Source organism: Synechococcus sp. BS55D (assembly GCF_004332415.1).
Taxonomy (GTDB): domain Bacteria; phylum Cyanobacteriota; class Cyanobacteriia; order PCC-6307; family Cyanobiaceae; genus Synechococcus_C.
Map to the genome: position 1 here is coordinate 277,136 of NZ_PHQT01000003.1, position 20,548 is coordinate 297,683.

The following is a 20,548-nucleotide window of genomic DNA, read 5'->3' on the forward strand; positions in this document are numbered from 1 at the left end:
CCCTGAGTGCGTGACATTTTCAGTCCGGATCAGCGCGAAGCTGCATGCGGGCAGCTGAGTTTTCCTCAGCTGCCGCGCACAGCCGAACGCTCGGCCTTGGTCAGTTCTTTGCCGACCCGTTCCTTCAGGCTCTCGGGCAGTGGGCGGTTGGCGTAGGTGTTGTAGTGACCGGCCAGGGAATTCAGAGCGGTCTGCATCGTGGTGAAGGAGGCCAGGCCATTCACTTGGGGGCGTGGGCGGTACCGGGACATGTAGTCATTGATCAGACTGCGCGCTGCCAGTTCTGCATCAGGACGCTCGGCATCGTCCTGGCTCAGGGCGATCGTGGCCTGCAGGGTGTGTGCAACGGCCACCGTGTCCTCCACGTAATCCCCGGTCAGCCCGGACGCTGAGGCCCCGGAGCAGGCGGTCAGCAGCAGGGTGACGCTGAGGCAGGCCACCACGGTCCAGGCCATCGCCACCTTCAGCAGCTGTTGGGTGAGGCGATGCAGGGCGGAGAGCATGGTGGCGGATCCGGTTCAGGCGACTGTACGAGTTGTGCCCCGAACCGTCAGCCCAGAGCGGATCGCGCTGATCACTTTCTCGAGGGCTTCTCCCTGGGGCAGCACCGCCGTGCTTCGGTTTTGGCGCTCCACGAGCTCAACCCTCCCATCGGCAGCATCGCGACCGACCACGAGGCGCCAGGGGATGCCGATCAGATCGGCATCCTTGAACTTCACCCCGGCCCGTTCGTTGCGGTCATCGAGCAGCGCATCGATGCCGGCCTCCAGGAGTTGGCTGTAGAGCTGCTCGCCGAGCTGGCGTTGCGTGTCGTCCTGCATGCTCGCCACCACCACGATCACTTGGAAGGGGGCGATGGCCAGGGGCCAGCAGATGCCACCCTCGTCGTGGTGCTGCTCGACGGCGGCCTGCGCGAGGCGCGAGACGCCGATGCCGTAGCAGCCCATCCAGAAGGGTTCTTGCACGCCATCCGCATTGGTGAAGGTGGCTTCCATGGCGGAGGAGTACTTGCGCCCCAGCTGGAAGATGTGACCCACTTCGATGCCGCGCCGCTCGATCAGTTGCTGCGAAGGGTCCGAGAAACAGCGATCCCCTGCTCGGGCATTGCGAAGGTCCACCTGGATTGGTGCCGTCCCAAGATCGGCCCAGCTCCAGCCCCAGCGATGCCGGTCCGTCTCATTGGCGCCGCAGACGAAACGATCCAGCTCAAGGGCTGTGGGGTCGGCGAAGCGAAGGAAGGAGTGAGCCCATGATTTGGCGCCCTGAAGGATCCCGTCCTCCAGATCCGGACCGAGGGCACCGAATGGCCAGGCCTGGAGCCCCTGGCTGCCGATCTGTTCCGGGCTCACGGGACTGAGATCCAGGACTCCTTCACCAAGGTGGGCCGCCAGGGCGTTGGTCAGCTTGACCTCGTTGAGCTCCTGGTCACCACGAAGGCTGACCAGGAGCGGACGCATGGCCCCGGATTCCATCCGGGCAACCAGGGCAAGCACCTTGACCACCTGGCTCGGCTCAAGAGCCTGGTTTTGGCAGAGCGCCTCAATCGTGTGCTGGCCGGGTGTGTCGATCACACGACGCTCACCCGCTGGCAGGGCAACGGCATCGGGAGGGATCGAGACCGCCTTCTCAAGATTGGCGGCGTAGTCACCCGATTCGCTCATCAGGATCAGGTCTTCACCCGCTTCAGCCGTGACCATGAACTCCTGAGATGCGGCGCCGCCGATGGCGCCGCTGTCGGCATCCACGGCAACGGCTTGCAGGCCGCAGCGTTCGAAGATGCGCCGGTAGGCCCCATCCATGGCCTCATAGCAGCTGCGCAGATCGGCTTCGTCTGCATGAAAGGAATAGGCATCCTTCATGATGAATTCACGCCCGCGCATCAAGCCGAAACGGGGTCGAATCTCATCCCTGAATTTGCTCTGGATTTGGTAAAGCGTGACTGGCAATTGCCGGTAGGAGCGCAGCAGGTCTCCGGCGAGTGCGGTGACCACTTCTTCGTGGGTCGGCCCGAGGCCAAGCCGGCGCCCCTGACGGTCCTCGAGGTTGAACATGATGCCCTCGCCGGCGGTGTAGCCCTGCCAGCGACCGCTGCGCTCCCAGAGCTCGGAGGGCTGGAGCTGCGGCAGCAGGGTCTCCAGTGCTCCGGTGGCGTCCATTTCCTCGCGCACGATGGAGCTGATCCTGCGCAGCACCCTCCACATCAGGGGCATGTAGGCATAGATGCCGGATCCGACCCGCCGGATGTAGCCGCCTCGCAGGAGCAGTTGATGCGAGGCGATCTCAGCGTCAGCGGGAACATCCCGCAGCGTCACCAGCATCAGGCAGGAGACGCGCATGGGAGAGGATGACGGGAAAGCGGGAAATTACCACCGCTTCAGTTAAGGGTCGATCGGCGAAGTGGCCCTGATCGAAGGAGGAATGGGTGACTCCTGAGTCTCAACTGCTAACGTCCCTGAGACTTCAGTTGTCATCAGGCTTTCCCATGCTTTCTCGGTCGATCGACCCTGCTTCCGCCGCCGGCGGAGTCTCCGTCGAAACGACCGCTGATGTGGATGCGGTGATGGCCCGTTCCGACGCGCTCGTCGGCATCGAAGACGTTCAGAAATCCCTCAACAGATCCCGCGCGTCGGTGTATCGCTACACCAACACCGATCCCAGGAATCTCAACCCTCCGTTTAATCCTCGCAAGCTCAATCCCGAGTACCGCGGCGACCAAAAAGATCCCCTCCTCTTCCACCCCAACGAGGTGGCTCGCTTCGCTAAGGACGTCCTTCGCATCAAGGAGGTCACCGTTGAAGTGCTCAACTCGCCTTCAACCGCCACACAGCAATGTCTGGGGGCGATTCTCGAGGAGCTGCGTCTGATTCGCTCCCATCTCGAGGGCTTGCAGGACGCTCCTTCCGATCTTTCCGCTCGCCGTGAGCGTCAGGACCGCAGCGCCGCCTGATCGATCACCTGTCCTGCAGTCTGCTGGAGGCGATGCCATGATGAACTGGCTAGCCCTGCATTGTTTGTGATGGAGGGCGGCTCTCCCGGATGACAGATCGAGCCCCCCATGGTGCTCCTCCTCATTGGGATGTCCCCGATCACCCCTGCATGGACCCCGAACCTCCTCACGGTTCCCAGCCCGACCCTTCCCCTCACGACGGCCTCGACCTTTCTGGCCCGGCCCTCGTTCTTGCTGGTTTTGCCCTCGCAATCGTCAGTCTCGGTGTTCCGATGATTGCAGTGATTACGGACCGGCCCCTCAGAGGTGCTCTGCCCTCCACTGCTCAGGAGCGCAATGGATCTGCGATCCCTTCCCCCTTCGCCATCACCCGGGTTGGTGAACCTGGTGGTGGAGATTCCGGCGGGCAGCCGCAACAAATACGAGTATTTCGCTGACGCGGGAATCATGGCCCTGGATCGGGTGCTGCACTCCTCGGTGCGTTACCCGTTCGACTACGGATTCATTCCCAACACCCTGGCCGAAGACGGGTCTCCCCTCGATGCGATGGTGATCATGGAGGAGCCCACCTTCGCGGGTTGCCTGATCTGTGCCCGGCCGATCGGCGTGCTCGATATGCACGACACAGGCCATTACGACGGCAAGATCCTCTGCGTCCCCGTGGCTGACCCCCGTCAACGAGGCATCACCAGCATCCGTCAGATCGCTGCGAACCAGTTGGAGGATGTGGCTGAATTTTTCCGGATTTACAAGAATCTCGAAGGCCGGGTGACCTCCATCGGTGGCTGGCGTGATGCCGATGCGGTTGCCCCGCTGCTGGAGACTTGTATCCGAGCCACCCAGGTCTGATCGGCGCGCGGTCCCTTCCTTGGTGACGTTCCGGGAACGTTCCGTTGCAGAGCCGCGGGTTGGTGCCGGGATGCTTGTAAGTTGGTGCGCGCCCAGCATGTGAACGACCCGTGCCCACCATCCGTTTCGAGCAGGAAGGCCAGCAGGTCGGTTGCATTGAAGGGGCCAATCTTCGAAAGGCCGCCCTCGACGCCGGCATCAACCCCTACAAGGGTTTGAACAACCTCAACAACTGCGGCGGTGTCGGCCAGTGCGGCACCTGTGTGGTGGAGGTTGTCGAGGGTGCCCAGAACCTCTCTCCCCGCTCTGATGTCGAGGAGGTCTATCTGGCCGACCGTCCCGCGAACTACCGCCTGAGCTGCCGCACCAGCGTCAACGGTGACGTCACCGTCCGTACCAGGCCCAGTGATGGGGTGGGTAAGGGTTCCAACAGCCTGCTCGGCGCCGTCAAGAACCTCCTCGGACGCTGATTCTCTGTGGCTGGCTTGCAGATCTGGAGCTACTCAAAATGTTCCACCTGTCGCAAAGCCCTGGCTTGGCTTGATCAGCGCGGTATTGCCTACGAGTGCGTCGACATCACCGTCAACCCACCCGAACGCGACAGGTTGGTCCGAGCCTTCCAGCACTTCGGTCGCCTTCAGCCGCTGTTTAACACCAGCGGTCAGAGCTACAGGGCCCTGGGAGCTGCCGCTGTCAAAGCCATGACGCCTGAGCAGGCTCTTGATGCTCTGGCCGCAGACGGAAAGCTGATTAAGCGTCCCTTCCTTGAGAGCGGAGACGGCGCTTTCCTCGTTGGATTCAACGAGGCCGTATGGAGCGAGACGTTTCAGGGTTGAAGCTGAGGCCATCCAGTTCGGTGATCAGCTCATCGACGCCACCCTGGTCGCGGAGTTGCACGACACTGTTGCGCTTGAACTCTTCCAGGAACGAAGCCACCAGTTCCTGGCTGCGTTCCAGAACCGGACCTTGTTCCAGCGTGCGGGCCAGTTCCTCCCAGAAGCGATCGAAGGCCTTGATGGTCAGCTCCTCCATCTGTGCGTCTTTGCGGCCCAGGCGCTGACCGGTCTGCCGGGAGAGATCCAGAAAGGCATCCACCATTCCTGCTGCGAGTTGGCGGCTGATCCCGCTCTCTGCTTGCTGCACGGCAGCCAGCTCACGCAGCGGAGAGGGCACCATCACATCATTCATGCTGCGCTGCAAGGCATGGCCGAAGAGGGCGATCAGCTGTGGGCGCATGCCAGGGCCGACCTGGGTGAGCATCAGGGGGGCCCAGAGCCGCACCAGTTCCGCAATCTCTCGTTCGCCGTTCTCTTCCACGGACTGGTGACTACAGAGCCCTCGGATCCGCTGAGGCAGCCGTGGTGATCGGATCAGTCCCTGGAGAGCATCGAGGATTCGCAGAGTGAGGACTTCAAACAGTTCCAGGGCCAGCACGGCGACCACCGCACGGCTCACCGCTGTGCGCAGGGGCTCCAGCTGGATGAGGCCGCTGCTCGAGAGCCGCTCGGTCACCGGAATAATCCGCAGCAGGCGCCAGAAGGGCAGAAGCAAAGGCAGGTCAATCCAGCGTCTCAGCAACGCATCTCTCCAGTGGATCGCTGGATAGCGCCGTTTGAGCCGTACCGCACGGATGAGGATGTCGAGCAGGAACAGCACCTGAAAAGGGGTGTCGATCCTCCAGGCGTGATCGATCGGCTGGCCGTTCTCGTCAATTCCCCGCCAATAATTGGTTGCGGCCAGGGGAAGGACGCGGGTGTTCCAGAAGGCACGCTCTTTCTCCCAGTCGCTCTGCTTGAGATAGGAATCGCTCAGCAGTCGTGCGGCGGCTTGTTTCGCTGAATCGAGGCCGGCGCGAGCCCTCAGATGGTTTTTCAGCTTCTCGAGCGTTCCTGCATTGCCCGATCCGATGAATGGGTTCTCATCGATCAGCTGGCTGTTGCGGACCACCATCTCCAGGCGCAGCTGTCGAGCCGCCGCGCTTTGGATCCCCTGCGACTCCGCAACCCGCTCCAACTGACGGAACTGGGAGATGAAGGCCTGCGTGTCCCGGTGGGGTTCGATGCCCTTCACCCGGTCATAGGCCGGAGTGATGTCAGGCAGCCAGGGCAGGGGCAGGGCCAGGTTCACCGATGGCAGGGGGTACAGGGTCCGCTGTTGCCAGAAGGTGCGCAGTGGCACATAGGTCACGTCGAAGACCACCCAGGCCAAGTTGGCGGTCGCCACCAGTGCGATCAGTCGGTCCCAGCGCAGCCAGAAGCGGCCGGTGGCCGTGGGTTGCAACGCTTGCCAGCGGGGACGGACCATAGACCTGTCTGTCTGACGTCAGCCTAGAAGCCGGCACCGGTCGCGCCTATCCTTCCGGATCAAACGAGACTTGCAGCGCCTTGGCTGACGAGCAGAGGGATCCAGAGCTTCAGGCGCAGCCCGATGCCCAGTCGGAGGCCAAGAAGAGCAACACCCATCCCTTCTGGGATTTCTGGGGGCCGGTGCTGTTCACCGTCGCTCTTTATCTAGGCATCAGGCACTACGTGGCTGAAGCCCGCTTCATTCCCTCGGGCTCCATGCTGCCAGGGCTCCAGATTCAGGATCGGCTCTTGGTGGAGAAGCTCACTTACCGCCGCCGATCCCCCCGTCGTGGCGAGATCGTCGTGTTCCACTCGCCCTATGCCTTCGACCCTGTCCTCAAGTCCAACGCCTCTCCATCCGGCCTGCGTTGCGCCCTGGCCAACCTGCCTCTCGTCGGCTTGATTCCCGGGGTCGGCGATGTGGCCTGTGACGCCTACATCAAGCGAGTGGTTGCCGTGGCAGGTGATCAGGTGGTGGTGAACCCCCGCGGGCAAGTGAGCGTCAATGGTGAAGCGGTATCAGAGCCCTATGTGAGCCATGACTGCCCGCTGGACGAGCAGGGAATGAGCCGTTGCCGCACCCTCAATGTGACCGTGCCGAAGGGGCATGTGCTTGTGCTTGGGGATAACCGCCGCAACAGCTGGGATGGCCGCTACTGGCCCGGTGGTCCTTTTCTGCCTGAAAAGGAGATCCTTGGGCGTGCGGTCTGGAGGTTCTGGCCCCTCAATCGCACCGGTTCCCTGGGCTCCTGAGGCCTGAGCTGGTCACCCGACCCTGAAGCATCAAACCCTGCCAGGGCTGATTGGCAGCTCGGGGTTGATCAGGGTCTCGGCGATCCATGCGCCAGCTGTGCTCCGGATCAAACAGGAGCCAGCGTCTGCTGCCAGTTTCCAGGCGCTCCTCCGGCCGGCCAAGAAGGCGTGAGGGGCCAAAGCTCAGCACCTCCCAGAGCTGACGGATCGTCCAGCCCCGCTCCAGCACCAGGGTTTGCCAGAGCGCAGGCAGCACCAGCTGATGACCGGCTAAGCCTCGTTTTCGCTGGTCCGGCGGGAGCAGGCAGTCCTCCTCGTCGATCGGCACCGCATGCACCGCCACGGCCTGAATCACGCCGGCCCCTAGGGCTTGGATCAGGGCCTCCCGGTCCTCCGGGGCACCGAGGGATGGGGTCATGCTCCAGCCCATCTCCGTGGGGCTCAGCCGGCTGTGGTCGCTGACCAGATGCCACCAGCAAACACTCGCCTGCGGGCGGACGCTCGCAGCTGCAAGCTGGCTGACGGCCGCGGCGGTGGAGAGATTCATCAGCCGAAGCCGCCGCTGTGGAAACTGGCGCTGAAGGTCTAGCAGCTGTCCGAGCGGCAGCGTTTCGCTGGCGACAGGGTCAGGCGTCCATCCGGCCCGCAGGGTGGCGACCCCCTCGCGCACCAGGCCATCACCCTGGATGCCGGGATCGCGGGGTGCCAACAGGACTGGCGCTTCACCCATTTCACCAAGCACGAGTGCCCGCTGCAGCAGAGCGATCGGCGGGCAGGCATCGTCTTCGGCGAGACCGCATGCACCCTGATCCAGCAGGTCGCCGTGGGCTGAGAGCTGCTCTCCACGGCCCTCGAGGCTGAAGCCACCCCACAGGTGCACTCGCACATCGCTGTCCTCCCCGGCAAATCCCTGCAGGCGCTCCACCCGGTCGCGCCACGAGTTGGCTCTGGGCAGCAGCGCCACCTGGCCGTAGCCCGCTCGGGCGGCGGCATGGCGCAGGCTCAGGAGCGTCTCGGCCGCTCCTGAGAAGGGGCGATCCAGCACCGAATGGGGGTCCACAAGGCAGGGGGCCAGGATCTGGCCCGGCCTTGGATCGGGCGCCACCCCGAGCGTGGAAGCCTGTTGCCGTGCCTCGTCATCGAAGGCCACGAGAACGCCGTCCTGGATCAGTGCGGCGCCACCATCATTGGGCTCCTGGTCACGACTGATCAGGAGCCGGACGGGATCCAGCAACAGGGTCTGGCGCATCAGCTCAGAGGGCTCCGGCGGCGGTGCGATCGAGAACGCCTCCCAGGTGGGAGGTGAGATTGAGGCAGGTCACCACTGCAGGCTGGCCCGGATCGACCGGCATGTCGACCACGGTCACACCACCATTGCCCTGTTTCACCGCCCAAATGTCCCCGGGGCTGAGGCCGAGCAGCTGGCAGAGAATGGTTTTGTTGACCGCGTCATGGGCAACCACAAGGGCGGTCTCCTCAGGCTCGAGGCTGTCGGCGATGGTGGACCAGGTTTTGACGGAGCGATCCCAAACCTTCTGGATTGTTTCCCCCTCCGGCATCTGAACCGTTTCCGGCGTGCGCTTCCACTCCTCGAGAAGGGCACCCCACTCCGCCTGGATTTCGGCTTCCAGCTTGCCCTCCCAGAGCCCATGGCCGATCTCCACCAGGCCGCGGGTCACGGTGAGGGGTACACCTGGGTGGGAGCGCAGGATGCCCTCTGCGGTCTGACGGGGTCTGGACATGGAACTGCTGTAGGCCCGCTGCAGAGAGACGTCAGCAAGGAAGGCCCTGGCGGCCTCCGCCTGGGCGTGACCGTTCTGGTTGAGGGGGATGTCGATCTGTCCCTGGAAGCGACCCTCTCGGTTCCAATTGGTTTCTCCGTGGCGAACCAGGACGAGGCGGGCGCCCTTGCCCTTCGCCGGCAGGGCCTGGCCGAGGTGGGAGGTGTTGTTGAGGCATTCGATCTGCACCTGATGGCCATCGGCCTTTGGCGTGAGGTTGAACACCGACAGGGAGGCATTGTCGATCTGAAGGCGTCGGAATCCCCGCTCCGGTTCCCCCAGGAGCACCAGGATCAGGCAGCGCAGGATCGCGTTGTGCCCCACCACGAGAACGGTTTCGTTCCCATCCACCGGGTGCTTCTCGAGCAGTCGGGTCAGGAAGTGGCGGGCCTGCTCCATTAATTCGGGCACAGGCCGGTAGCGACTGCCGTCCTTGCGGGTGAGTTCCAGTGTTTCTGGGTGCAGGCGCCAAGCGCTGTAGGCCTCTGGATCTCTGGCAGCCCGCTCATCGGCCGTGAGACCACTCCAGGGCTCCAGGTCCACCTCCAGCAATCCCTCATCCAGCACAGGTTGGAGATCACCGCCCTTCGCGGCGAGCAGGCCTGCGGTGGTGGCTGCCGCTCGCTGGAGCGGGGAGCTGTAGACCGCATCGATCGGCACTTCCTGGAGGGCTTCGCCGGTCCGCCTCGCCTGCGCTTCACCCTCGTTGGTGAGCTTGGACAGATCATCCCGTCCCTGGATCCGGCGTTCCACGTTGAAGCTGCTCAGGCCATGGCGAACGAGGAGAAGTCGCAGAGACACCGGATCAGGGGCGAAGGCGCGGCCATCGTATGGGCGGCCGGTGAGAATCAGTGCCAGTCGCCGCCGGCCGTTGACCACGCCCCCGCTCGGACGCACCACTCCCGTCAAGGGATTTCTGGCCGTTCTCTCTCTGCTTTTGGCAGTGACCGTGTGGGTGGTGGGACTGTTGGATAGTCTCGGTCGCCCCTCAGTGGCGCCAGCCCTGTCCCTCCAGCAGCAGGAGATGGCTTTGCTGGCCGGATCCGCCTTGCCGGGTCCGCTGCGCTCCCTCTTGGTCGGCACCGATCCGGCGGCCACCCTTCGGGATGCTCTAAGAGAGATCCCTCTCGATCGACTGGACGATCGGCAGCGTCTTTTGCTGGCTTCCCTGGAGGCTGACTCAGACAAGCGGCGACTTGTGCTGGCACCACCGCTCGGCAGCCCTGACCTGCAACCACTGCAGCGCGCTCTGGTGGATGACACGCAGTCCGCACAGTTGTCGGTGTCGGAGCGAGAACTGCTTGCTGACCCCAAGGCCGATCCACTCCTGCGGGAGTTGAGTTGTCTGGCGCTTGGTGGCACCACCGTTGATTGCCGGCAGCCGGCGATCGCCAGGGCCGTCGCCCGTCGTCTGGTCCTAGCGGAATTGCTGCCCTTGCTCGCTCTGGTGCTTGGTGCCGGCCTGCTGCTGCGTCATCTGTGGCTGCTCTGGCGGGGGGTGCTCAACCCTTGGCCAGCGCTCACGGCTCCGCCCCTGACGCTCGTTGACATGGTGCTCCTGGTGGCGGGTGGTTTCGTCGTGCTCGGGGAGGTGCTTCTGCCCCTGGTGGTGAGTCCGGTGACGGCGGCGCTGTCCCGGGGGTTGGCTCCTCCCCTGGGTCAGGCGGTGTCGGTCCTGTTTGGTTACGCCGCCCTGGCTCTGCCTCCCTTGTTGATCATCCGCCAGCAGCTCAAGGGTGTGGACCCGGCCACAAGGCCTGAGGGTGGTTGGCTGCAGTGGCGGCTCCGTCCTGCTGGGACGTCCCTGATCCAGGGGGGACGGGCCTGGCTCATGGTGATGCCACCGGTGGTGTTCACGGGTTGGCTGATGGGGCGTCTTCTCCGCGATCAGGGGGGCAGCAATCCCTTGCTCGAACTTGTGCTGCGCAGCCAGGATCCGCTTGCGCTGATCTTGCTGGCCACCACGGCCATCGTGCTCGCTCCCCTGTTTGAGGAGACCGTCTTCCGGGGGGTGCTGCTGCCGGTGCTTGTGCGTTCTCTCGGCCGCGGCTGGGGTGTGTTTCTCAGCGGTCTTGTTTTTGCAGTTGCGCATCTGAGCATCGGGGAGTTGCCACCATTGCTCGTGCTTGGTCTGGGGTTGGCGTTGCTGCGTCTCAGCAGCGGTCGTCTGTTGCCCTGTGTGGTCATGCACGCCTTCTGGAACGGCGCCACTTTCCTCAATCTGATCCTGCTGGGTGGCTAGCCCAAAGCCCCTGTGATGATCAGGTGTCTGCCGCTTGCAGCAGCCTGTCTCAGGTGGTTCACTGGCGCATTGGTTGGCAGCTGCCGTGACCGCCGTTCCCCAGCCCAGAGAGACTGCCCATAAGCGCAGTCGCGCTAACGCGGCTTTTGAGCTGATTCAGGGCTCTATGTCAGCCCAGAGGGTGGCTCGGCGTTCCCCCTTGCTAGCCAGTTGTCATCGTGCAGCTGATGGGGCCTTGCTCGGCGTGTTCCTGGCTGTGGTCGTGCTGAGTGGCCTCACCCTTCATTGGCAGCACCGCTGGACCATGGCGTTCCGCCAGCTGGAAGTCACCCGCTCCCTGTCCCATCGCTTGACGGAATCCACGGCGATGCTCGAGCGACATCTTCTCGAAAAAGCGCGACTTCCCCGCACCTTGGTTCCCACCAAGGCATCGGATCTTGTCTATCTAGAGCGGCCCGCTGCTGCGAGTCAGCCACCGCTGAATCATCTGGCGATGATCGGTGCCTGGATGGACAGGCCCATTCATCAGGGGTACTGAGCTGATGCCGAGGGCGATGGATGAGAGGACGCGCAGGCCGGCGCGTCCCCGCCAGCGGGTGATTCACCTTGAACCGGTTCCCGCAGGTCGGATGCGCATTGTCTATGCGTTGCTCTGCCTGGGATTGATCGGTCTGGGCGGGCGGATGGCCTGGTTGCAGGTGGTGCAGTCACGGGACCTTGAGGCTCGGGCGCGTTCCTTGCAGACCCAGCGCACCGATCCGCTCGGAACCCGGCGTCCAATCGTCGATCGTTCCGGTCGTCTTGTCGCTCTTGATGAGGAGCGCTTTCGCCTTTGGGCTCATCCCCGCTATTTCAACTTCCCCGGTGATGACCCCCAGCGGGTGCGCCCGCCCCTTGAGGTGGCCCGTCGCCTCTCCGGCCTACTGGCGGTGCCGATGGCTGAACTCGTGAAGCGAATCGGTGATCGTCCCTCGGGGATTCGTCTCGCCGAGGGCATTGATCCTGAAACCGCATCCGAGATCCGGCGGCTTGGCATTAGTGGTCTTGATCTTGAGGCCTACCCCTATCGCGTTTATCCGCAGGGTGACCTTTTCGCCAATGTGGTGGGCTTTCTCAATCTGGAGCGGGTTCCACAGGCTGGTCTGGAGCAGAGCCGGGATGAAGACCTACGCCGTCATGAGCAGTCCCGAAGCCTGAGGCGCGGTGCTGACGGCACGCCCCTGCCCGACAGCCTCAGCCCCGGGGTCTTCTTTGGAGATGATCTGCGCTTGCAGCTCACCCTCGATGCTCGACTGCAGGAGCTGGCTGCCAAGGCACTGACGGCTCAGGTCAAGAAATGGAAGGCCCGCAAGGGTGTTGCGATCGTGATGGATGTGCGCAACGGCGAGCTGCTTGCCCTTGCCTCCACCCCCACCTACAACCCCAATCGCTACTGGTCGTTCCCTGCGGCACGGTTCCGGGAATGGTCTGTGCAGGATCTCTATGAACCTGGTTCCACCTTCAAGCCCATCAATCTTGCGATCGCTCTTCAGGAGGGGGTGATCCAAGCCAACGGTCGAGTGAATGACACCGGTCAGCTTCAGGTCGGTGGCTGGCCGATCTTCAACCATGACCGCCAGGGCAATGGCGTGATTGATTTCCCCACCGTGCTTCAGGTGTCAAGCAATGTCGGCATGGTGCAGGCCATGCGCAATCTCAAACCGTCCGTTTATTGGGATTGGCTTTACCGACTCGGCATCGAGACCCGTCCGGATACGGATCTCCCTGGTGCCCAGGCTGGCCAGTTGAAAGCGAAGGAGCTCTTCACAACCCAGCCGATTGAGCCTGCTACAGCCGCATTCGGCCAAGGATTCGCCCTCACGCCGTTGAAGCTCACTCAGCTCCATGCCCTGCTTGCCAATGGTGGTCGGCTGGTCAGTCCCCACATCACGCGTGGTCTTCGCGCCGGTGATGCCCTCGCCAGCTCGGGGCGTTCGTCTGGTCAGCAGTTGCTCCGACCGGAGGTCACCCGCACCGTGATGGCCTGGATGGAGTCGGTGGTGGATAAGGGCAGCGGCAAGGGAGCCAAAACCCCCGGCTACCGGATCGGGGGCAAAACCGGGACGGCTCAAAAAGCCCACAACGGTGTGTATATCCCCGGGGCCCGGATCTGCAGTTTCGTGGCCACCCTTCCCGTCAACGACCCCCGCTTCGTGGTGGTGGTGGTGGTGGATGAACCTCAGGGAGACAACGCCTATGGATCCACCGTTGCCGTGCCTGTGGCCAAGCAGATCATTGATGGCTTGCTGGTGTTGGAACAGATTCCGCCCCAGGTCGCGGTCAACGCAGCACCCGAGTAGCGCAGAGGGCTGTCAGTTCGAAAACCGCCGCTACGTTACGGGCATTGAGCCTGTTCTTTGCCCCATGGCTTCACTTCTCGAGCAGCTGTCCGCCATGACCGTTGTCGTGGCCGACACCGGTGATCTCGAGGCGATCCGTCGGTTCACCCCTCGGGATGCCACAACCAATCCGTCCCTGATCCTGGCAGCGGCACAGATTCCCGCTTACCAGAGCCTCATTGATGAAGCCTTGCGCTGCTCACGCAAGCTGATCGGCGAGAACGCACCCGTGGAGGACGTGGTGCATGAGGCCCTCGATGAGATCAGCGTGATCTTCGGTAAGGAGATCCTCAAGATCGTGCCCGGCCGGGTGTCGACTGAGGTTGATGCTCGCCTCAGCTTCGATACTGAGGCCACCATTGCCAAGGGTCGCAAGCTGATTCGGCTCTACAACGATGCTGGGATCAGCAATGATCGTGTCCTGATCAAAATCGCCTCCACCTGGGAGGGGATTAAGGCCGCAGAAGTGCTGGAAAAAGAGGGCATTCATTGCAATCTCACCCTGCTGTTCGGTTTCGGTCAGGCCGTGGCCTGTGCCGAGGCAGGTGTCACCCTGATCTCCCCCTTCGTCGGGCGCATTCTCGACTGGTACAAGGCCGATACCGGCCGCGACTTCTATCCCGGTCCTGAGGATCCGGGCGTGCTGTCGGTGACGCGAATCTTTAACTACTTCAAGACCTACGGCTACAAAACCGAAGTCATGGGTGCGAGCTTCCGCAACATCGATGAGATTGTCGAATTGGCCGGTTGCGATCTGCTCACCATTTCACCCAAGCTTCTTGATCAGCTGCGTGAGAGTGATGCCTTACTCACCCGCAAGCTTGATGGCTCCAATCCGGTGAGCAGCGAAGAGCAGATCCATGTGGATCGTGATCGCTTTGATGAACTCATGCGTGCCGATCGCATGGCGACTGACAAGCTCGGTGAGGGCATCAAGGGCTTCAGCAAGGCCATCGAGACCCTCGAGCAGCAGCTGGCGCATCGACTGGCCGAGCTGGAGGGGGGAGCGGCATTCCGTCATGCCGTTCAGGAGATCTTCATGCTCAATGACATGAATGGCGACGGTTCGATCACACGTGACGAGTGGCTCGGTAGTGATGCCGTTTTCGATGCCCTCGATCAGGACCATGACGGTCGCCTCACTCCCGAGGACGTGCGTCAGGGCTTCGGGGCCGCACTCACCCTGGCCACCGCCTGAGATGAACGCTCTCGATACGATGCGAGCTCTTGCCGCCAAGGGTGAATCTCGCAGTTGCAATGCCGGGGATGTGATCTTTGCGGCCGGTGATTCGGGCACATCAATGTTTGGTGTGCTCGAGGGATCGGTCCGGCTGAATTGGCACACCGATGCCGGCACGGAGGGCTACGAGCTGATCGAAGCGGGCCATGTGTTCGGTGCTGGTGCTCTCGTGATGAGCGATCACCGACGGCTCGGCACCGCCATCGCCGTCACGCCCTGTCGGCTTCTTGAGATGAACCGGGAGAAGTTCCTGTTTGCTGTGCAGGAGGCCCCGATGTTTGCGATCGAGTTGCTCGCTTCCGTCGATGAACGGCTGCGTGATCTCAAGCTCAAGGGCCAGGCCTGAAGCTGGGAAGCCGCTGAACAGAGCGCTCTGTTCCTAGGGTCATTTCCGGTGCTTTAAGGCTGATGCCGGATCACGACCGGCCCCTCCAGCTGGTCTGGTTCAAGCGTGATCTGCGCACGGTTGATCACTGGCCCCTGTTTGAGGCTTTGCAGCAGGGGCCAGTGCTTCCCCTCTACATCGTTGAGCCTGAGTTTTGGCGTCAGCCCGATGCTTCCGCCAGGCAGTGGGCTTTTTGCGCTGAAGCGCTTGCAGATCTGCGCCAGAGACTCCAGCAGCTCGGGCAACCGCTTGTGGTGCGTGTGGGGGATGCGATCTCTGTGCTTGAGCGGGCTCGGCAGCGCTTGGGTATTGCGGCTCTCTGGAGCCATGAGGAAACAGGCCATGCGCTGAGCTACGCCCGCGATCGGCGGGTGGCGGCCTGGGCTCGGGAGCATGGCATTCCCTGGAGGGAGATTCCCCAGTTCGGGGTGATCAGGGGGTTGCGACGGCGGCAGGGGTGGGCACAGCACTGGGAGACACGGATGCGGGCCGAGCTTGCTCCTGAGCCGCAGTCTCTGCTCCGGCTCGATGGCCTGGCCCCTGGGGCGATCCCCACATCCGCCGATCTGCATCTGCGCTCCGATCCCTGTCCCCATCGTCAGATCGGCGGTCGTCGTGAAGGACAACAGACCCTGGACACCTTCCTGCGTCGTCGTGTGAACCGCTACGCCGGTGGCATCTCCAGCCCGCTCAGCGCGTTCGAGGTCTGTTCCAGGCTTTCGCCCTATCTCACCTGGGGCTGTCTGTCCCTGCGGGAAGTGGTCCAGGCCAGTGCGCCGATTCAGGGACGCGGTGGACGTCAGTTCCGCTCCCGCCTGCACTGGCATTGTCATTTCATCCAGAAGCTCGAAAGCGAGCCTGCGATCGAATTCCAAGACTTCCACCCCTTCATGCGCGGCATCCGTCCGTCGCACCCCGAGCGGTTGCAGGCCTGGGCGGAGGGGCGCACCGGTCTGCCGTTCGTGGATGCCTGCATGCGTGCGCTGATCGCCCATGGCTGGCTCAACTTCCGGATGCGGGCGATGTTGATGTCAGTGGCGAGTTACCACCTCTGGCTTCCGTGGCGAGAGAGCGGTTTGTACCTGGCCCGGTTGTTCGTGGACTACGAGCCTGGGATCCATTGGAGTCAGTGCCAGATGCAGTCGGGCAGCACTTCAATCAACACGATTCGCATCTACAACCCGATCAAGCAGGGGCTCGACCATGACCCGCACGGGGTGTTCATCCGTCGCTGGTGTCCAGAGCTGGCAGCAGTTCCTGATGTGGTGCTGCACGAACCCTGGCGGGGTAACCCTGACCATCCACGGCCGATCGTCGATCCAATGGTTGCGGCCCGGGAGGCGCGCGATCGTATCTGGGCGATTCGGCGCGCCTCCGGTTTCGATCAGCTTGCTGATGCAATCCAGGAGCGCCATGGATCGCGGCGTGCGGGGCTTCGGCCCTTGGGCAAACGTCGATCACGCCGGACCCTGGAGGGGGCAGGCGCCCAGCAGCTGACCCTGGATCTGGGGGCAGAGATTTAACCGCGCTGCAGCATCAGACGGCGGATCACCCGTTGGGCAATGTCGCCGTAGCCCATCTCACCAGAGAGAATCTGGGCAATGCGCTGGGGAGCTGTTGGCCGCTTGATTCCCAGCTGGTAGCCCACCTTCGGGAAGCGGTAGAAGACCTGAGCAATCCGGCGACCCCAGGCCATGGAGTCTCCCCAGCGTCGCCGCATGCCGGCGCTGTAGCCGCTGAGATCGCGGTTCTCGCCTCGGAGCCAACCATCCAGATGGGTCGCCGCTTCACACCCGCTCATCAGCGCGGGCCGCAACCCCTCCGCCAGGAAGGGATCACAGAGAGAGGCAGCATCACCCACCGCCAGGATGGCCTCGCCGTGGAGGCGCTGATGGCCATTCCAGACCCGCAAGGAAGCCTGTTGGCGTAGCCCCGCATCCGCAGCGAAACCCAGATCCGGAAGCAGTTGCTTCAGGATCGCCTCGCTGTCGGTGTCCTGACGACCGATGAAGGTGCCGACCCCCACATTGACCCCGTCACCGATCGGAAAAGCCCAGGCGAAGCCGTGGTGCACCAGGCCGAATTCGAACCGGGCCGAACCGGGTTGCAGCGCTCCGCGACCCTGAAGGCGCACAGAGGTGGTGCGTGCTGTGTGAAGGCTGGAGGGGCCCAGGCCGAAACGCGCCGGCCAGGGGGAGTTCGAACCATCGGCAATCACCACGGCTCGGCCGACACATTCCTGGCCGTCGTCACTGCGGACCAGCCAACGCTCATTCTTCCGCTCCAGCTCCTTCACTGACCAGCCCTGCAGAAGTTCAGCCCCCTGCGCTTGGGCCTGCTCCAGGAGAAGCTGATCGAGTCGTTCGCGGCGCACAATCCAGAACGGTGCCGAGCCAGGAAGGTTCGCCACCACAGGATCCTCCAGGCACCAACTGAAATCGACCCTGTTGATCACCTCCTCCACCGCCGGGGTGAGTGGGAAGGGGAACCATTGCTGCACGGACGCCGCCATGCCCCCGCCACAGGGTTTGACCCTGGGTGAGGGATCCCGTTCAAGAACGACCACCCGATGTCCCGCGCTGGCCAGATGGAAGGCCGCAGCACCGCCGGCTGCACCACCCCCCAGGATCAGCACATCGGCATCGCTACGCCATGCAGAACCGGTCACAGGTGTCTGCTCACACCTTCAGGATGTCGGCTTCCTTCGTGGCGAGGTGCTTCTCGATCTCGGAGATGTAGCGGTCGGTGAGCTTCTGGATACCGTCCTGCTCGTCACGGCTCTGATCCTCCGAGAACTCACCCTCCTTTTCCAGCTTCTTCACCTTGTCGATGCCATCGCGGCGGATGTTGCGAAGGGCCACCTTCCCTTCCTCTGCATATTTGGAGGCCAGTTTGCAGAACTCCTTGCGCCGTTCTTCGGTGAGGGGCGGCACGTTGATGCGGATGATCTTGCCGTCGTTGTTGGGGGTGAAGCCCAGTTCGCTCATGGCAATCGCCTTCTCAATCGCGCCAAGGGCACCGATGTCGAAAGGTTGGATCTGGATCGTCTGGGAGTCGGGGGTGGAGAGGGTTGCCAGCGACTTCAGGGGGGTGTCGGCGCCGTAGTACTCGACGCTGATGCGGTCGAGCAGGGAGGGGTTGGCCCGCCCGGTGCGGATCGTGTTGAACATGCGCTGGGTGGATTCCACCGACTTCTGCATGCTGGCTTCGATCTCGTTCTGAGTCATGACGTTCTCTAGTTGCTGATGCGGGATCCGATCGGTTCACCGGCCACGGCCCTGCCGATGTTGCCGGGTTCAAACAGATTGAAGACCACAATCGGAATGTTGTTGTCTTTGCACAGGGCGATGGCGGTGCTGTCCATCACGGCCAGTTCCCCACTGAGGACCTGTTGGAAGGTGAGACTGTCGTAGCGCACGGCATCGCTGTGCTTCTCCGGATCCTTGTCGTAGACCCCATCCACCTTGGTGGCCTTGAAGACAACGTCGGCGCTGATCTCTGCAGCCCGCAGGGCAGCGGTGGTGTCCGTGGTGAAAAAGGGGTTGCCGCAGCCGGCGCCGAACACCACGACGCGACCTTTCTCCAGATGCCGGATCGCCTTGCGGCGGATGTAAGGCTCGGCGACTTCCTGCATGCCGATAGCGGTTTGCACTCGGGTCGGCACACCGGCGCGTTCCAGGCCGTCCTGGAGTGTGATCGCGTTCATTACCGTGGCCAACATGCCGACGTAATCAGCAGTGGCTCGATCCATCCCAGCAGCTGATCCCTTGAGACCCCGAAAAATGTTGCCTCCGCCGACAACGATCGCCAGCTGGGTGCCACTGGCAACGACCCGTGCCACGTCCTCGGCGATCGATTGAACGATGGCTGGATCAATTCCATACCCCTGATCACCCATCAGCGCTTCGCCGCTGAGCTTGAGAAGGGCACGCGCGTAGGCCATGCATCCACCAGATCTTGCTGACAGTAGCAACAGCCACTCAACGTTTCTTCCGGTGGGGACTTCGCAACTGAAGTGGCCAGGGGCTGGTGAATCGCCCCTGGAATCGCTTCCATGGAGCAGTGCTGAGCAGTGCATGGCGGCGGAGCAGGAACCTCGCAGCGGTGTGATGGCCCGTCTCACCCTTTCCGCGCTCGATCGGGCCAGTCGCGATCCGGCCTGCTGGCGAGACCCAATCGTCCATCGGGCCTTGCTCGTGAGTGGTTTGTCTGTGCTCACCACCGCCTCCAGCCTTCTGGAGGCCGATCTCAACCGCTCCTGAACCTTGCGTCAGTATTCGATCCCTGCCTGGGCCTTGACGCCTTGTTCGCGGAATGGATGGCGCACCAGAGTCATTTCCGTCACGAGATCAGCCCGTTCAATGAGTCCCTGGGGTGCACCTCGGCCCGTCAGAGCTACATGGGTGAGGATCGGTCTGGCATCCACGCCGGCCAGCACGTCCTCAAGGTCTAGGTAACCCAGTTTCAGGGCCACATTCACCTCATCGAGAATCACCAGCTGGTGCTCTTCGCTGCGCAGGTAGTCGAGTGACTGTCGCCAGGCTCCCTGCACCAGCAGCCGATCCCGTTCACGATCCTGGGTTTCCCAGGTGAATCCCTCCCCGAGGGCGTGCCAATTCAGGGCATCACCAAAGGTCTGTAGGGCTCGTGCTTCCCCAGGCTCCCAGCCACCCTTGATGAACTGCACAATGGCGACCCGATGGCCATGGCCGAGGGTGCGCAGAGCCAGGCCAAGGGCGGCTGTGGTCTTGCCTTTGCCATGACCTGTGAACACCATGACCAGACCCTTTTCAAGGGAGCGTTCCTGCACGCGTTGCTGTTGCACTTCCTGCCGTCGACGCATGCGCGCCTGGTAGGCCTCCGCATCGCGTTCAGGGGCGAGATCGCCCCCCATGCCGAGTTCTTCTGCGGATTGATCGAGCGTGTTGCCCTCGTGGGTTGCTCCAGAATTCATGCCATCGCGTCCTGGTCTGTGAGCAGCATGGCCGCAGGATCGCGTTGCGCCACGATCCGTTGCAGCGCGTCGCCTGCGAGCGACTCCCAATCCACGCTTCGATAGCCGATTGTTGTCAGTTGGCGGGGTAAATCGTCCTCCAGGAGCGCCAGGGCCGTTTCGGTTTCAAACAGGGCGCAGAACAGCCTCTGGGGCAAGCGCAGCCACGGACCTGCCGCATGCAGGTCAACGATCACGATCCAGCCCCCCGGCTTCAGCAGCCGAAGGCTGCTGCGCAGCACCCTCTCCCGTTCCTGGCGACTGAATTCATGCAGCGCCAGGCTGATTTGGATGGCGTCGAAACTGGCCTCCGGCAGTGGCGGGTCTTCGGCAAGGCCTTCGACCCGCTTTAAGGCTGGGTGTCGCTGGGCCGCCAGTGCTAAGGCCCTGGGTGAAACGTCGAGCCCCGTCACCTGAAAGCCGGAGGCCAGCCAGGGGGAGGCCGCTTCACCACTCCCGCAGCAGAGGTCCAGCACGGTGGCCTGCTGGGGCAACAGCGGCTGCAGGGCTTCCAACCCCAGGGCACGCAGCCGAGGAACGCCTCCCACCGCCAGCGCTGAAATCGCGGTGACACTGTCGTAGATCCAGCGGTGGCGGTAGGCGAGCTGACGTAGAGGTGAGGCCATGGATTCCGA

Annotated in this window: 22 protein-coding genes; 12 read left to right on the forward strand and 10 right to left on the reverse strand. The window is 63.1% G+C overall.

Annotated elements, in window-relative coordinates; genetic code table 11:
• Positions 1-65 precede the first annotated feature (65 nt).
• Together psb27 and CWE16_RS08450 are read right to left on the reverse strand one after the other, a co-directional pair.
• Entirely contained in the window at positions 66-503 is a 438-nt protein-coding gene (gene psb27 / locus CWE16_RS08445) for a photosystem II protein Psb27 (RefSeq protein ID WP_131454484.1), read from the reverse strand.
• 15 nt (positions 504-518) lie between these two features.
• Entirely contained in the window at positions 519-2,336 is a 1,818-nt protein-coding gene (locus CWE16_RS08450) for a proline--tRNA ligase (protein ID WP_131594608.1), read from the reverse strand.
• 146 nt (positions 2,337-2,482) lie between these two features.
• On the opposite strand from CWE16_RS08450, the gene CWE16_RS08455 reads away from it, so the two are divergent.
• The 4 genes from CWE16_RS08455 (at position 2,483) to CWE16_RS08470 (ending at position 4,632) form a co-directional block, all read left to right on the forward strand.
• The gene (locus CWE16_RS08455; RefSeq protein ID WP_131594610.1) at positions 2,483-2,947 is read left to right on the forward strand and encodes a resolvase; all 465 of its coding nucleotides are present in this window, start codon (positions 2,483-2,485) and stop codon (positions 2,945-2,947) included.
• A gap of 336 nt (positions 2,948-3,283) precedes the next feature.
• Entirely contained in the window at positions 3,284-3,796 is a 513-nt protein-coding gene (locus tag CWE16_RS08460) for an inorganic diphosphatase (protein WP_131454481.1), read from the forward strand.
• 110 nt (positions 3,797-3,906) lie between these two features.
• A complete protein-coding gene (locus CWE16_RS08465) occupies positions 3,907-4,266 on the forward strand; it encodes a 2Fe-2S iron-sulfur cluster-binding protein (protein WP_131454480.1) in 360 nt (119 codons plus the stop codon).
• Positions 4,267-4,272: 6 nt separating this feature from the next.
• On the forward strand, positions 4,273-4,632 hold the full coding sequence (locus CWE16_RS08470) for an arsenate reductase family protein (RefSeq protein ID WP_131594613.1): 360 nt from the start codon (positions 4,273-4,275) through the stop codon (positions 4,630-4,632).
• Here the strand turns inward: CWE16_RS08470 and CWE16_RS08475 are convergent.
• Positions 4,595-6,100 (reverse strand): hypothetical protein, encoded by a 1,506-nt coding sequence (locus CWE16_RS08475; RefSeq protein WP_131594616.1) that lies wholly within the window; start codon positions 6,098-6,100, stop codon positions 4,595-4,597. The genes CWE16_RS08470 and CWE16_RS08475 overlap by 38 nt on opposite strands.
• A gap of 80 nt (positions 6,101-6,180) precedes the next feature.
• Between CWE16_RS08475 and lepB the strand changes: the two genes are divergently transcribed.
• Complete coding sequence (lepB, locus tag CWE16_RS08480; protein ID WP_131594618.1) at positions 6,181-6,894, forward strand: signal peptidase I; 714 nt, start codon at positions 6,181-6,183, stop codon at positions 6,892-6,894.
• On the opposite strand, the gene CWE16_RS08485 is transcribed toward lepB, so the two are convergent.
• Together CWE16_RS08485 and CWE16_RS08490 are read right to left on the reverse strand one after the other, a co-directional pair.
• Entirely contained in the window at positions 6,866-8,143 is a 1,278-nt protein-coding gene (locus CWE16_RS08485; RefSeq protein ID WP_131594621.1) for a dihydroorotase, read from the reverse strand. The genes lepB and CWE16_RS08485 overlap by 29 nt on opposite strands.
• A gap of 4 nt (positions 8,144-8,147) precedes the next feature.
• Positions 8,148-9,476, reverse strand: a complete 1,329-nt coding sequence (locus tag CWE16_RS08490; protein ID WP_131594624.1) for a 2-carboxy-D-arabinitol-1-phosphatase — start codon at positions 9,474-9,476, stop codon at positions 8,148-8,150.
• Positions 9,477-9,546: 70 nt separating this feature from the next.
• Between CWE16_RS08490 and CWE16_RS08495 the strand changes: the two genes are divergently transcribed.
• From CWE16_RS08495 to CWE16_RS08520, 6 genes are all read left to right on the forward strand, one after another.
• Entirely contained in the window at positions 9,547-10,917 is a 1,371-nt protein-coding gene (locus CWE16_RS08495) for a CPBP family intramembrane glutamic endopeptidase (RefSeq protein WP_131594626.1), read from the forward strand.
• Between the two features lie 85 nt (positions 10,918-11,002).
• A complete protein-coding gene (locus tag CWE16_RS08500; RefSeq protein WP_131594629.1) occupies positions 11,003-11,455 on the forward strand; it encodes a hypothetical protein in 453 nt (150 codons plus the stop codon).
• Positions 11,456-11,471: 16 nt separating this feature from the next.
• The gene (locus tag CWE16_RS08505; RefSeq protein ID WP_236629653.1) at positions 11,472-13,256 is read left to right on the forward strand and encodes a peptidoglycan D,D-transpeptidase FtsI family protein; all 1,785 of its coding nucleotides are present in this window, start codon (positions 11,472-11,474) and stop codon (positions 13,254-13,256) included.
• A 64-nt stretch (positions 13,257-13,320) separates the two neighbouring features.
• Positions 13,321-14,493 carry a transaldolase gene (locus CWE16_RS08510; protein WP_131454471.1) on the forward strand — a complete coding sequence of 391 codons (1,173 nt, stop codon included), beginning with the start codon at positions 13,321-13,323 and terminating at the stop codon, positions 14,491-14,493.
• 1 nt (position 14,494) lies between these two features.
• The gene (locus CWE16_RS08515) at positions 14,495-14,881 is read left to right on the forward strand and encodes a Crp/Fnr family transcriptional regulator (RefSeq protein ID WP_131594635.1); all 387 of its coding nucleotides are present in this window, start codon (positions 14,495-14,497) and stop codon (positions 14,879-14,881) included.
• A 62-nt stretch (positions 14,882-14,943) separates the two neighbouring features.
• Positions 14,944-16,443, forward strand: coding sequence for an FAD-binding domain-containing protein (locus CWE16_RS08520; protein WP_131594637.1), 1,500 nt, complete (start codon positions 14,944-14,946; stop codon positions 16,441-16,443).
• On the opposite strand, the gene CWE16_RS08525 is transcribed toward CWE16_RS08520, so the two are convergent.
• Genes CWE16_RS08525 through pyrH form a run of 3 tightly spaced genes read right to left on the reverse strand, consistent with a single transcriptional unit; the run spans position 16,440 to position 18,863 of the window.
• Entirely contained in the window at positions 16,440-17,588 is a 1,149-nt protein-coding gene (locus tag CWE16_RS08525) for an NAD(P)/FAD-dependent oxidoreductase (protein WP_131594639.1), read from the reverse strand. The genes CWE16_RS08520 and CWE16_RS08525 overlap by 4 nt on opposite strands.
• Before the next feature lie 10 nt (positions 17,589-17,598).
• Positions 17,599-18,147 (reverse strand): ribosome recycling factor, encoded by a 549-nt coding sequence (gene frr / locus CWE16_RS08530; RefSeq protein ID WP_131454467.1) that lies wholly within the window; start codon positions 18,145-18,147, stop codon positions 17,599-17,601.
• 8 nt (positions 18,148-18,155) lie between these two features.
• Positions 18,156-18,863, reverse strand: coding sequence for a UMP kinase (pyrH, locus tag CWE16_RS08535; RefSeq protein WP_131454466.1), 708 nt, complete (start codon positions 18,861-18,863; stop codon positions 18,156-18,158).
• Positions 18,864-18,996: 133 nt separating this feature from the next.
• Between pyrH and CWE16_RS08540 the strand changes: the two genes are divergently transcribed.
• Positions 18,997-19,182 (forward strand): hypothetical protein, encoded by a 186-nt coding sequence (locus CWE16_RS08540; protein ID WP_131454795.1) that lies wholly within the window; start codon positions 18,997-18,999, stop codon positions 19,180-19,182.
• Positions 19,183-19,190: 8 nt separating this feature from the next.
• On the opposite strand, the gene cobO is transcribed toward CWE16_RS08540, so the two are convergent.
• Together cobO and CWE16_RS08550 are read right to left on the reverse strand one after the other, a co-directional pair.
• Positions 19,191-19,874, reverse strand: a complete 684-nt coding sequence (gene cobO, locus CWE16_RS08545; RefSeq protein WP_131594641.1) for a cob(I)yrinic acid a,c-diamide adenosyltransferase — start codon at positions 19,872-19,874, stop codon at positions 19,191-19,193.
• Positions 19,871-20,539: a class I SAM-dependent methyltransferase gene (locus tag CWE16_RS08550; RefSeq protein ID WP_131594643.1), complete on the reverse strand. Its 669-nt coding sequence runs from the start codon at positions 20,537-20,539 to the stop codon at positions 19,871-19,873. The genes cobO and CWE16_RS08550 overlap by 4 nt, the downstream gene beginning before the upstream one ends.
• Positions 20,540-20,548 lie beyond the last annotated feature (9 nt).